Annotated in this window: 11 protein-coding genes; 3 read left to right on the top strand and 8 right to left on the bottom strand. The window is 71.1% G+C overall.

Translation table 11 applies throughout. The annotated features are described in order from the left end of the window. Window positions 1–32 precede the first annotated feature (32 nt). The 3 genes from IM778_RS11115 to IM778_RS11125 are packed head-to-tail and all read right to left on the bottom strand — an operon-like array spanning window position 33 to window position 2,007. Window positions 33–401: a hypothetical protein gene (locus IM778_RS11115; protein ID WP_194408957.1), complete on the bottom strand. Its 369-nt coding sequence runs from the start codon at window positions 399–401 to the stop codon at window positions 33–35. Continuing rightward, the gene (truB, locus tag IM778_RS11120) at window positions 398–1,321 is read right to left on the bottom strand and encodes a tRNA pseudouridine(55) synthase TruB (protein ID WP_194408958.1); all 924 of its coding nucleotides are present in this window, start codon (window positions 1,319–1,321) and stop codon (window positions 398–400) included. The genes IM778_RS11115 and truB overlap by 4 nt, the downstream gene beginning before the upstream one ends. Next, window positions 1,321–2,007: a nucleoside/nucleotide kinase family protein gene (locus IM778_RS11125; RefSeq protein ID WP_194408959.1), complete on the bottom strand. Its 687-nt coding sequence runs from the start codon at window positions 2,005–2,007 to the stop codon at window positions 1,321–1,323. The genes truB and IM778_RS11125 overlap by 1 nt, the downstream gene beginning before the upstream one ends. 139 nt (window positions 2,008–2,146) lie before the next feature. Between IM778_RS11125 and IM778_RS11130 the strand changes: the two genes are divergently transcribed. Beyond that, window positions 2,147–3,013: an HhH-GPD family protein gene (locus IM778_RS11130; RefSeq protein ID WP_194408960.1), complete on the top strand. Its 867-nt coding sequence runs from the start codon at window positions 2,147–2,149 to the stop codon at window positions 3,011–3,013. A 15-nt stretch (window positions 3,014–3,028) separates the two neighbouring features. On the opposite strand, the gene rbfA is transcribed toward IM778_RS11130, so the two are convergent. From rbfA to IM778_RS11155, 5 genes are all read right to left on the bottom strand, one after another. Next, entirely contained in the window at window positions 3,029–3,463 is a 435-nt protein-coding gene (gene rbfA / locus IM778_RS11135; protein WP_194408961.1) for a 30S ribosome-binding factor RbfA, read from the bottom strand. A gap of 110 nt (window positions 3,464–3,573) precedes the next feature. Next, window positions 3,574–6,369 carry a translation initiation factor IF-2 gene (gene infB / locus IM778_RS11140; RefSeq protein ID WP_228484510.1) on the bottom strand — a complete coding sequence of 932 codons (2,796 nt, stop codon included), beginning with the start codon at window positions 6,367–6,369 and terminating at the stop codon, window positions 3,574–3,576. Window positions 6,370–6,425: 56 nt separating this feature from the next. Further along, window positions 6,426–6,698 carry a YlxR family protein gene (locus IM778_RS17985; RefSeq protein ID WP_194408962.1) on the bottom strand — a complete coding sequence of 91 codons (273 nt, stop codon included), beginning with the start codon at window positions 6,696–6,698 and terminating at the stop codon, window positions 6,426–6,428. Between the two features lie 63 nt (window positions 6,699–6,761). Then, complete coding sequence (nusA, locus tag IM778_RS11150) at window positions 6,762–7,745, bottom strand: transcription termination factor NusA (RefSeq protein WP_194408963.1); 984 nt, start codon at window positions 7,743–7,745, stop codon at window positions 6,762–6,764. Window positions 7,746–7,848: 103 nt separating this feature from the next. Then, window positions 7,849–9,780 carry a lipase family protein gene (locus IM778_RS11155; protein ID WP_228484511.1) on the bottom strand — a complete coding sequence of 644 codons (1,932 nt, stop codon included), beginning with the start codon at window positions 9,778–9,780 and terminating at the stop codon, window positions 7,849–7,851. A 71-nt stretch (window positions 9,781–9,851) separates the two neighbouring features. On the opposite strand from IM778_RS11155, the gene IM778_RS11160 reads away from it, so the two are divergent. Continuing rightward, a complete protein-coding gene (locus IM778_RS11160; protein ID WP_194408965.1) occupies window positions 9,852–11,363 on the top strand; it encodes an alanine/glycine:cation symporter family protein in 1,512 nt (503 codons plus the stop codon). Window positions 11,364–11,425: 62 nt separating this feature from the next. Then, window positions 11,426–12,229: a DUF1206 domain-containing protein gene (locus IM778_RS11165; RefSeq protein WP_194408966.1), complete on the top strand. Its 804-nt coding sequence runs from the start codon at window positions 11,426–11,428 to the stop codon at window positions 12,227–12,229. The last annotated feature ends 20 nt before the right edge of the window (window positions 12,230–12,249 follow it).

Genomic DNA, 12,249 nt, shown 5'->3' on the forward strand with positions numbered 1-12,249 from the left:
CGAGGTCGTCGCGCCGCAGGCACGGGCCGGGCTCACGCGACCTGCACCGTCCAGATCACCTGCATCCGCCACACCATCACGGCGATCGACAACGCCGCGATGCCCATGATCACCGTGCTCCAGCGGCTGCGCTCCAGCAGCGCCCACGCCACCGCTGCCAGCGGCAGCAGGAACGCCGAGACGAGGTAGACCCAGTACTCCAGCAGACTCCCGGTCGGCGGGTTGCCGGCGAAGGGGGCGATGACGGCGATGACGATCTGCACGATCAGCAGCAGCTCGACGAGCGCGAGCGAGCCGACGGTCCAGTCGCTCGGACGACGGCCGGCGAGCCCGGCCACGAGGCAGAAGAGCCCCGCCCCGACGGCGACCGCCACCTGCAGGATCGTGAACCACAGGATCATCGCGACGCCTCCTCGGGCATGTTCATGACGCTCTTCACGTCGGCTCCCCGCCGTTCGACGATCCCGACGAGGGCGCCCTGCGGGTCGATCGCCGCGACGGGCTCGGCGGCGAGGCGCTCCGCGGTACCAACGAGCCGCTTGCCGTGGCGCAGGTCACGCGCCTCGTCGGCAGTCACCTCGAATCGCCCGAGGATCGCGCCCGCGGCGATGGCGGGGTCGATCGGCGCGGCGTCCGCGATGCCGTCGATGCTCGTCGCCGTCTCGACCTGGAACGGCCCGATGCGGGTGCGCCGCAGCACCGTGAGGTGGCCGCCGACGCCGAGCGCCGTGCCGAGATCCCGCGCGAGCGAGCGGATGTACGTGCCGCTCGAGCAGTCCACCACGACGTCGAGGTCGACCCATCCCCCGGCCTCCGCGCCGTCCGCGGTCGCCGAACCTGCCGAGCCGCGGCGTTCCGCCCGCAGCTCGAACCGGGTCACCGTCACGTCACGGGCCTTCAGCTGCACATCCTCTCCCGAGCGCGCGAGGTCGTATGCGCGGCGCCCGTCGACCTTGATGGCGGAGTACGTGCTCGGCACCTGCGAGATGCGGCCGGTGAGCGCCGCGATGCCGTCGGCGATCGCGGCGGGCGGCAGGGACGAGGCATCCGTCGTCGACACCACGTCGCCGTCGGCGTCGTCGGTCGTGGTCGCGACACCGAGCCGGATGGTCGCCTCATACGTCTTGTCGAGCCCCACCACGAAGGTGAGCAGCCGCGTGGCGCCCTCGACTCCCAGCACCAGCAGACCGGTCGCCATCGGATCGAGCGTGCCGGCGTGGCCGATCTTGCGCGTGCCGAGCGCGCGTCGCGCCCGTGCGACGACGTCGTGGGAGGTGATCCCGCCGGGCTTGTCGACCAGCATCAGACCCGCGACCGCCATCAGCGCGCGCTCCCCGGGACGCGCCGCGGGTGGGCGAGGTCGGAGTTGTCGACGACGACGGATGCCGCCTCCCGCGGCGCCGCCTCGTGCAGGTACGCCTCCTGCCCGCGCCGGTAGCGGGCGTTCGTCGGGGCGTCGGGGTCGGGATCGCACCCGTCGCGCAGCGCCATCCGGGCGTAGGCGACGTCGAAGGGCACGTCCAGCCACAGCGACCAGTCCCACAGGTCCCGCAGTTCCGGGCGGTGCAGGAAGATGCCGTCGACCACGAGCACCGCATCGAGCGGCCCGGTGACCCACTGCGATTCGGCGGGCGCGTCGCGCACGAGGTCGAACGCCGACAGCTGGAAACCCGTCGTGCCGGCCGTCTGCGCGCCGTCGCGGAACGGGTCGACGAGCACGCGCCGGAAGGTGGCGTAGTCGTACGAGTCGAGGTAGAACCCCTCGGGACTGTGACGTCCGCGGGCGTAGCGCTCGGCCCGCGGACGGTGGAAGCCGTCGATGCTCGCACGGAACACGGCATCCCCGATCTCGGCGAACGCCTCGGCGAGCCCGTCGGCGAACACCGTCTTGCCGGCACCGTCCACGCCGTCCACCGCGATGATCACGCGCCCGGCGGGGTACTGTCGCCGCACGTCGTCGCGCAGCTGCCGCCACAGCGTCGTCGTCGGCGTGGCGGGAAGGCGCATGCCACCAGCCTACGGCGCGGCGGGGCCCCTCTCAGGCGCAGGGCTCGTACGACAAGGCGAGCGCTACGCATGCCGACGGCATCGCGCGGGCATCCGCACCGAACTCCCAGCAGCACGGGCCGAACGTAAGCTGGGATGCATGCCCGACCTCGCGACGCCGCTCGTCGCGTGGTACCGGCGCAACGCGCGCGACCTGCCGTGGCGACGGCCGGGATTCAGCACGTGGGGCGTCCTCGTCAGCGAGTTCATGCTGCAGCAGACGCCGGTGAACCGGGTGATCCCGCACCTCGAGGCATGGCTCGAACGGTGGCCGCGCCCGGCCGACCTCGCAGCAGCAGCCCCCGCCGACGCGGTGCGGCAGTGGGCGAACCTCGGGTACCCCCGCAGGGCGCTGTGGCTCCACCGCGCGGCCGTCGAGATCCGCGACCGCCACGGCGATGTCATCCCCCGCGACGTCGATGCGCTCCTGGCGCTCACCGGCATCGGCGACTACACCGCACGAGCGGTGGCGGTCTTCGCGTACGGCGACCGGCATCCCGTCGTCGACACGAACACGCGGCGCGTCCTGGCGCGTGCGCTCGGCGGACGCTCTCAGCCCGCGGCCCCCTCGCGCCGCGATCTCGACGTCATGACGGCGATCCTCCCGGCGGACCGCGAGGCTGCCGCCGTCGTGAACGCGGCGGCGATGGAGCTCGGCGCGACGGTGTGCGTCGGCCGGGCACCCCGATGCGACGCGTGCCCGCTCGCCGCGCAGTGCGCGTGGCGGGCAGCCGGTTACCCCGACACCGGCGACGACCGTCGGCGACAGGCCCGGTACGAGGGCAGCGACCGGCAGGCGCGCGGTGCGGTGCTGAAGACGCTCCGGGATGCCGCGGCCCACGCCGTGCCGCTGCACGAGGTCGCCGCCGACTGGCCGGACCGGCGCCAGCGCGACCGGGCGATCGACTCGCTCATCTCCGACGGCCTCGCCGAAGCCGCGGACGGGATGCTGCGGCTGCCGGCCTGACGGCGTCGGCGGCGCTCAGTCCTCGTCGTCGAGCTCGCGCGGCTTGACGTACGGATCGGCCTCGCCCGCGTAGGACGCGCTCGCCGCGAGTCCTGCGACCGACTCGTCGCGTTGGCGTGCCTCGCGCAGCAGGTCCTCGATGTGACCGGCGTTCTCGGGGATCGCGTCGGGGATGAACTCCAGCGACGGCGTCAGGCGGACATTGAGGTGCTTGCCCACCTCCGACCGCAGCATCCCGGTCGCCGACCTGAGCGCTGCTGCCGACGCCTCGCGTTCCTCGGGCGTGCCGAGCACGGTGAAGAACACCGACGCGTGCTGCAGGTCTCCGGTCACCCGCACATCGGTGATCGTCACGAAGCCGAGGCGCGGATCGCGCAGCCCCTTCTCGAGACGCTCGGCGAGGATCACTCGGATGCGGTCGCCCAGACGGGCCTGACGTTCTGAAGCCATGATCACTCCTTCTTCTTGGTCGTCGAGCGAGCCAGGCGAGTCGAAACGCCCTGAACGGATCCAGGGCGTTTCGACTCGTCGCTTCGCTCCTCGCTCAACGACCGAATAGCTCAGCCGCGGGGCTTCTCGACCAGCTCGGTGGTCTCGATCTCGTCGCCGATCTGGATGTCGTTGTACTTGCCGAGGCCGATACCGGCCTCGAAGTCCGTACGCACCTCGGTGACGTCGTCCTTGAAGCGGCGCAGCGACTCGATCGCCAGACCGTCGGCGATCACGACGCCGTCGCGGATGACGCGCGCCTTGGCGTTGCGCGTGATCGTGCCCGAGCGGACGATGACACCGGCGATGTTGCCGAACTTCGAGGAGCGGAACACCTCGCGGATCTCGGCGACACCCGACTGGACCTCTTCGTACTCCGGCTTGAGCAGGCCCTTGAGCGACTGCTCGACATCGTCGATCGCGTTGTAGATGACCGAGTAGAACCGGACGTCCACGCCCTCGCGGGCGGCACGTTCGCGCGCCTTCGTGTCGGGGCGGACGTTGAAGCCGATCACGATCGCGTTGTCGATCGTGGCCAGGTTGATGTCGGACTCGGTGATCGCACCGACGCCGCGGTGGATGATCCGCAGCTGCACCGACTCGTCGACCTCGATCTTGAGCAGCGACTCCTCGAGCGCCTCGACGGCACCCGACACGTCACCCTTGATGATGAGGTTGAGCGACTCGACCTTGCCCTCTTCGAGAGCGCGGGTGAAGTCCTCGAGCGAGATGCGCTTGCGGGCCTTCGCCAGCTGCGCATTGCGCTCCGCGGCCTCGCGCTTCTCGGCGATCTGGCGGGCGGTGCGGTCCTCCTCGGTCACGATGAACGTGTCGCCGGCTCGCGGCACCGAGTTGAGCCCCTGCACCTGCACGGGGCGCGACGGGTAGGCCTCTTCGACGGCGTCGCCGTTCTCGTCGACCATCGCACGCACGCGGCCGTAGGCCGTGCCCGCCACGATCGCGTCGCCGACGCGCAGCGTTCCCGACTGGATGAGCACCGTCGCCACCGAACCGCGGCCCTTGTCGAGCTTCGCCTCGATCGCCACACCGCGGGCGGCCTTGTTCGGGTTGGCCGTGAGGTCCAGGCCCGCGTCGGCCGTGAGCAGCACGGCATCGAGGAGCTCCTGGATACCGGTGCCCTGACGCGCCGAGACGTCGACGAACATGACGTCGCCACCGTACTCCTCGGCCACCAGACCGTACTCGGTGAGCTGCTGGCGCACCTTCGCCGGGTTGGCGTCGGGCTTGTCGACCTTGTTGACCGCCACGACGATCGGCACGTTCGCGGCCTGCGCGTGGTTCAGTGCCTCGACGGTCTGCGGCATGATGCCGTCGTCCGCCGCGACAACGAGGATCGCGAGGTCGGTCACCTGCGCACCACGGGCACGCATGGCGGTGAACGCCTCGTGTCCGGGGGTGTCGATGAAGGTGATGGCGCGCTCGATCTCTTCGTGCTCGGTCCACACCTGGTAGGCACCGATGTGCTGGGTGATGCCGCCGGCCTCACCCGCGACCACGTTGGTCTGGCGGATGGCGTCGAGCAGTCGCGTCTTACCGTGGTCGACGTGACCCATGACGGTCACGACCGGCGGACGGATCTCGAGGTCCTCCTCGTTCTCCTCCTCCAGCTCCTTCTCGAGGTCGAGACCGAAGCCCTCGAGGAGCTCCTTGTCTTCGTCCTCGGGCGAGACCATCTGGATCTTGTAGCCGAGCTCGGCGCCGAGCACCTCGAAGGTGGCCTCGTCGAGCGACTCGGTCGCCGTCGCCATCTCGCCCAGGTTGAACAGGATGGTCACGAGCGTGCCGGGCTGAACGGTGTAGCCGCGGATCGCCTCGAGCTTGTCGGCGAAGTCCGAGATGGACGCGCCGCGGCGCAGGCGGATGATCTCGCCGTTGCCCTTCTGGACGTTGACGCCGCCGACGACCGGGGCATCCCGCATCTCGAACTCTTGGCGCTTCGCCCGACGCGACTTGCGCTGCTTGGACTTGCCGCCGCCCTTGCCGAAGGCACCCGCGGTGCCGCCACCAGGACCACGGCCGCGACCGCCACCACCGCCGGGGCGACCGGCGAATCCGCCGGGAGCCCCACCGGGACGCTGGAAGCCTCCACCGGCACCGGCACCGGCACCGCCGGGACGACCGGGACCGCCGGGACGCTGCTGGAACGGAGCGCCGGGACGACCGCCACCGCCGCCGCGGCCTGCGCCACCGGGGCGAGGACCACCCGGACGCGGCGCACCAGGGCGCGGCGCCTGCGGACGCGGGATGTTGCCAGGCGTCGGACGCTGACCCATGCCCTGCTGCGAGGCGAAGGGGTTGTTGCCCGGGCGTGGGCCTGCGGGACGCTGACCCATGCCCTGCTGCGACGAGAAGGGGTTGTTGCCGGGGCGCGGCGTTCCGCCGGGACGCGGCGGCTGAGGCGTGACGCCCGGAGCCGGCTTGCCCGGAGCCGGCGCCGCAGGCGCGGCGGGAGCGGCGGGCTCGGCCGGGGCAGGTGCGGCGGCCGGGGCGGGCGCTGCGGACGGGGCCTCCTTGGCCGGTGCCTCCTTGGCGGGCGCCGCCGCGGCGGGTGCCGCGGGAGCAGCGGGACGCGCCGGACCGGGCTTGGCCGCGGGACCGGGGCGTGCGCCGGAAGCCGGCTTGGCGCCGGCAGCGGCGGACTTCGCCGGGGCAGGGGTGCCCGCGGCGGCGGGGGCGCCTACGCCGTCCGCTTCAAGCGCGGCACGGAGCTTCCGTGCCACGGGGGGTTCGATGGTGGACGAGGGGCTCTTGACGTATTCGCCGAGCTCCTTCAGCTTCTCGAGCGCGACCTTGCTGTCGACGCCGAGCTCGGAAGCGATCTCGTGCACGCGTGGTTTGGCAGCCACAAATTCTCCTGTCTGGGCCCACCCAGACAGGGCAGACCGTTAGTCGCGGACGGGTCTCATTTCGAGCCGTTCACTTTGTTTCCATAGCCATTCAGCCGTTTCTCGATGGTCTGCGTGTCAAGCGGGCCTGACACACGCAATGCCCGCACGAAGGCGCGGCGCCGGATCGCGGTCTCCACGCACTCGCTCGTCTCGTGGACCCACGCGCCTCTTCCGGGCATCGATGCACGCTCGTCGGGGACGAGGACGGAATCGATGGCGACCACTCGGAGAAGAGCGGACCGGGGAGCACGCGTGCGGCATCCGACGCACGTTCGTACGGCCTCCATTCTACACGTCCCGTCCGAACCGCCGGTGCCCGGCGCTGTGGTCGGATTCGCCGCAGCGGTCGGTCACGACTCGAGGATCGAATCGGGCTGGATGTCGATCTTCGCGCCCGTGAGCTTGGCGGCGAGGCGCGCGTTCTGCCCCTCCTTGCCGATCGCCAGCGACAACTGGTAGTCGGGCACGAGCGCCCGCACGGCCTTGTTCGAGGCATCCAGCACGAAGCTGGACGTCACCTTCGCCGGAGACAGGGCGTTCGCGACGAACTTCGCGAGCTCGGGGTCGTAGTCGACGATGTCGATCTTCTCGCCGCCGAGCTCTTCGGTCACCGCGCGCACCCGTCGGCCGAGCTCGCCGATGCACGCGCCCTTCGCGTTGATCGAGGGGTCGTTGGCCGTCACGGCGATCTTGGTGCGGTGGCCGGCCTCGCGGGCCAGCGACACGATCTCGACGAGGCCCGCCGGGATCTCGGGCACCTCGAGAGCGAACAGCTTGCGCACGAGTCCCGGGTGGGTGCGCGAGACCGTGATCGATGGGCCCTTGGCACCCTTCGAGACCGAGGTCACGTAGACGCGCAGCCGCGAGCCGTGCGAGTACTCCTCCCCGGGCACCTGCTCCTCGGGCGGCAGGATGGCCTCGACCGTGCCGAGGTCGACGTGGACCATGCGCGGGTTCGGACCCTGCTGCACGATGCCGGCGACGATGTCGCCCTCCTTGCCGCGGAACTCGCCCAGCACGGCGTCGTCGGCGATGTCGCGCAGGCGCTGGCTGATGACCTGCTTGGCGGCGAACGCCGCGATGCGGCCGAAGTCGTCGGGAGTCGACTCCTCCTCGCCGATGACGATGCCCTCCTCGTCGAGCACGGGAGTGTAGATCGCGACGTGACCGGTCTTCTCGTCGAGAGCCGCCCGCGCGCCTTCCGTCGGCTCGCCGTCGTTCGTCGTCTTCGCATACGCCGTCAGGATGGCCTGCTCGATGATCCGCAGGAGTTCGTCGAAGGGAATCTCCTTCTCACGCGAAACAGTGCGCAGCAGTCCGAGATCGATGTCCACAGTGGCCTCCATATTCAGCTCTCACCGGCACGTCGCCGCGCGCCGGAACCCTACAACGTTACCGGATGCCGGACCCGCCCGACCTGGGAGACGGCCGCTGCGCTCAGCGCCCGCAGTCGTCGACGCGCGTCTCGACCGACCGCAGCCGCTCGTCGGTCCATTTGGCCAGCACGGGCACGAAGCTCGACCGCGGCAGGAGGACGCCCAGGTGGTCGTATCCGCGGTACTGGAGGAAGCGGACCCGCTCCCCCTGTGCGCACAGCCGGTCGACGTACTCCTGCTGCAGATGCGGTGGGATGACCTCGTCCTCGTCGCCCCACGCGATCAGCAGCGGGTGCTCCCACGGCCCCGACGGCACGTTGTCGGCGAGTCTGCGCCCGAGAGCGCCCGCGGTGAGGTCGCCGACGTACAGGGGCCGGTCCTCGGCGACGCCGAGCGCCGTCGCGACCGAGACGATCACGCCGGGCTCGGTCGGGCACCGCTGCGTCATCTCGCGCACGATCGCCTCGCCCCCCGGCGCGATGTAGCGCGAGAGGTCCACGTCGTCGTACGTGTCGGCATAGGGCACGAGCACCCACGAGATGAGGATCGACAGCAGCGCGCTCGCGTCGCCCGCCGTGAGCTCTTCCGCCAGTGCCAGCGGGTCAGCCGCCGGCGCCAGCGCCGCGGTGCCGAGGATGTTGAGCTCGGGGGCGTAGTCCTCGGCGATCTGCGACATCCACAGCGCCGCATGGCCGCCCTGCGAGTGGCCCCACACGACGGTCCGCGCCGAGAGCGAGAACCCGTCCACCTCCTGGGCGGCGAGGATCGCATCCAGGGACGAGCGCGCTTCGCCCCGGCCGATGAGGTACGGGAAGACGCCGGGCGCTCCCTGCCCGGAGTAGTCCGATGCCACCACGATCCATCCGCGTTCGATCGCCTCGTCGAGGGCGGGGATCGCCCAGCGCGTCGCGGACGCATCGCGCAGGCTCGGCGCGCACCCCCGCGCCACGCCGGTCGTGCCGTGATTCCACGCGATCACGGGCCGGGCGCCCGGGGGGCGCTCGTCGGGCACGATCACGAGGGCGCTCGCGACCGCCGGCTGACCGACGGCGTCACGCGTCGTGTAGAGGATGCGGTGCACCTGAGCGCCGGGAGGCTGCTGGCCGGCGAAGTCCCCGACCCGGACGAGGCGGCCGTGCTCGTACGGCACGACGGTGGGCGGATCGTAGAAGGCGTCGACGAACGGCTCGCCCTGGGCGAGCCATGCGTTGGCGTACCACCCCGCACCGGCGAGTCCCACCAGCACCGCCGCGAGGACGTACCGGCCCGCCGCGGCCCACGCCAGGCGCGTCCGGCGGGGCGCTCCGCCTGGGTCGGAAGCCGACCCGGGCATCGCGGCACCGGCACCCGTCGACGCGGCCGCGGGCTCGGCATCCGTCTCGTCCGCCGTCACCGGCTCGACGTTCATCTCGGCCGCCTCCACGCTGTGGCGCCCGGCCACGAAGGCGCGCACGGCGCGCACGAGCAGCGTCGCGCCGAACACGATGGTCCGCACGCCGAACACGATCGCGACGATCAGCACGGTCACGTCCGGCCACGCGAACGCCAGGATGCCGAACACGATCTGAGCCGCGCCCCACGCGGCGGCCAGCACGCGCTGGCTGAGACGCCCGCGGGCGAGCGCATCGTAGAGCGACGCGAGACCGCCGAGCACCAGCAGCACGGCGATCAGCTCGGGCAGGAGGTCGAGCGTGCGGCCGAGGCCGATGAGGATCGCAAGTCCCAGCACCACCCACACGGCGCCGAACGCCACGCGCGACCAGAGCGGTGACTCCGGAGCGCTCAGGAAGCGCGCCACGCCGGTGAACACGGCGCTGAGGCCGACGTACACCGTGAGCAGCAGCAGCGAGGTCAGCGGGCGCGTGACGATCAGCAGGCCCACCAGCAGCGAGAGCGCGCCGACGAGGACGAGCACGACCGGCGGTGCACCGCCGACCAGTCGCGGGGCGATGCTCCATCCGGTCGCGCTCGGACGGCGGGCCTCGCGGATCATCCGCCCCATGATAGGCGCGGGATCGGTGCGGCACCTGTCGCCGACAGCGGTGCGCCCGCCATACTGTGCGCATGGAAGCGCTGAACGAATGGCTGCTGGTGTGGGGCGACCTGTTCTGGACGTGGATCGTGCTGCCGGTGGTGGTCGTCCTCGGGGTGTACTTCACCATACGGTCGGGCGTGGTGCAGTTCCGGCTCATCCCGGAGATGTTCCGCACCCTCACCGACAAGACTCCGCGCGACACCGCGGGCAAGCCGCAGTCGGTCTCGGCGTTCCAGGCGTTCACCATCTCGGCGGCTTCCCGCGTCGGCGTCGGCAACATCGCGGGCGTCGGGACGGCGATCGCGCTGGGCGGCCCGGGCGCCGTGTTCTGGATGTGGCTCATGGCGTTCGTCGGCGGGGCGTCGAGCTTCATCGAGTCCTCGCTCGCGCAGCTGTTCAAGATCCGTGACAAGGACGGGTTCCGCGGCGGTCCCGCGTACTACATGGAGCGGGGACTCAAGGCACGGTGGCTAGGGATCTGGTTCGCGATCATCCTCATCGTGTGCTTCCCGTTCGCGTTCAGCTCGCTGCAGGCGAACACCATCGCGGCGACGGTCACCGCCACGATCGGCGAGGGCGCACCGAGCTGGCTCCCCTGGGTCATCGGGATCGCGGTCGCGCTGCTGACGGGCCTGGTCGTCTTCGGCGGCGTGCGGCGCATCGCCTCGGTCACGCAGTTCCTCGTGCCCATCATGGCTCTGGCCTATCTGCTGCTCGGACTCGTCGTCGTCGCCCTGCACATCGACCGCCTGCCCGCGGTGTTCGCCGAGATCTTCACGCAGGCGTGGGGCTTCAACGAGGTCGTCGGCGCGGCGTTCGGGTACATCGTGCTCACGGGCGTCAAGCGCGGCATGTTCTCCAACGAGGCGGGACTCGGATCCGCCCCGAACGCGGGGGCGAGCGCGGCGGTCACCCACCCCGTGAAGCAGGGTCTCGTCCAGGCCCTCGGCGTGTACTTCGACACGTTCCTGGTCTGCTCCATCACGGCCTTCATCATCCTGGTGTCGGTGCCCGACCTCGGCGGCGCCGAGCGCGGCATCGGTCTCACGCAAGGCGCGCTCGTGAGCACGCTCGGATCGTGGTCGAGCATCGCGCTGAGCATCATCGTGTTCCTGCTGGCGTTCTCGTCGATCCTCGGCAACTACTACTACGGCGAGTCGAACATCGAGTTCATCAACCCGAACCGCGGCGTCCTCACCGCGTACCGGGCGCTCGTCGTGGTCGCGGTCCTGGCGGGCTCGGTCGTCGGAGCCGACCTGGTGTGGAACTTCGCCGACGGCGTGATGGGCCTCATGGCGCTCACCAACCTCATCGCGATCGCGCTGCTGTCGGGGATCGCGTTCCGCCTCCTCAAGGACTACACGGCGCAGCGCAGGTCAGGACGCGATCCTGTCTTCACGCGCGACCGGCTGCCCGACGTCACCGGGATCGCAGTGTGGGAGGACGAGCTCACCGTCACCGGTCCGATCGACCTGCGCACCAAGCGCCGTCAGAGCGAGAAGCACCGCGACCACCTGCACAACGCGCCGCACGTCGACTGACACGTCGGCGCCACCGCGTCAACCCCGCAGGCCGCAGCAGCGGCGCGCTCTAACGTGGGGGCGTGAACACCGCCACGAGGCGCGTCGCCCGTGACGCCGAGGCGAACCCCGCTCTGCGGACGCTCGCGCGCGCCGGCTACGCCGCGGACGGGCTGGTGCATCTGGTCATCGGTGCGATCGTGCTGGTGGTGACCTTCGGCGGCGACGGCGAGAGCGATCAGACCGGCGCCTTCAAGGCGGTCGCCGCGGCGCCGCTCGGCTTCGTCGTGCTGTGGGTGCTCGCCGTGGCGCTGTGGGCGCTCGCGGCGTATCACGTGTTCGAGGCGATGCTGGCACGCGGCGACAGCACCGCGAAGAAGTGGGCGCGCCGGCTCGGTGAGTTCGGTCAGGTCGTCGCATTCGCCGCGCTCGGAATCATCGCCGCGGGCGTCGCGTCCGGAGCGCATCCGAACAGCGAGCGGTCGGTCGAGACGCTGAGCGGAGACCTCATCGCGACTCCGGGCGGTCCGTTCCTGCTCGGAGCCATCGGCCTGGGCGTCGCGATCGCCGGGGCGTCGTTCGTCGGCATCGGGGCGACGCGGCGTTTCCACGAGCACACCGACGTCCCTGCCGGCGCACCCGGCACCGCGGTCACGGTACTCGGCGTCGTCGGCTACATCGCGAAGGGGATCGCGCTCGTGATCGTCGGCGCGCTGCTCGTCGTGGCATCCGTCACGCTCGACCAGGAAGTCGCGGGCGGCATGGACGGCGCCGTCGAGGCTCTGCTCGAACTGCCCTACGGCCCGTGGCTGGGCGGCGCGGTCGGCATCGGCCTGCTCGCCTACGGGCTGTTCCTGTTCGCCCGGGCGAAGTACGCCAGGCTGTGACCGGGCGTGCGCGGCTCGAG

The organism is Microbacterium cremeum (assembly GCF_015277855.1).
GTDB lineage: Bacteria > Actinomycetota > Actinomycetes > Actinomycetales > Microbacteriaceae > Microbacterium > Microbacterium cremeum.

Bases quoted from the DNA above. Each gene is read 5' to 3' on its own strand.
- IM778_RS11115 (WP_194408957.1), bottom strand. From the start codon at position 401: ATGATCCTGTGGTTCACGATCCTGCAGGTGGCGGTCGCCGTCGGGGCG.
- truB (WP_194408958.1), bottom strand. From the start codon at position 1,321: ATGGCGGTCGCGGGTCTGATGCTGGTCGACAAGCCCGGCGGGATCACC.
- IM778_RS11125 (WP_194408959.1), bottom strand. From the start codon at position 2,007: ATGCGCCTTCCCGCCACGCCGACGACGACGCTGTGGCGGCAGCTGCGC.
- IM778_RS11130 (WP_194408960.1), top strand. From the start codon at position 2,147: ATGCCCGACCTCGCGACGCCGCTCGTCGCGTGGTACCGGCGCAACGCG.
- rbfA (WP_194408961.1), bottom strand. From the start codon at position 3,463: ATGGCTTCAGAACGTCAGGCCCGTCTGGGCGACCGCATCCGAGTGATC.
- IM778_RS17985 (WP_194408962.1), bottom strand. From the start codon at position 6,698: ATGGAGGCCGTACGAACGTGCGTCGGATGCCGCACGCGTGCTCCCCGG.
- IM778_RS11155 (WP_228484511.1), bottom strand. From the start codon at position 9,780: ATGATCCGCGAGGCCCGCCGTCCGAGCGCGACCGGATGGAGCATCGCC.
- IM778_RS11160 (WP_194408965.1), top strand. From the start codon at position 9,852: ATGGAAGCGCTGAACGAATGGCTGCTGGTGTGGGGCGACCTGTTCTGG.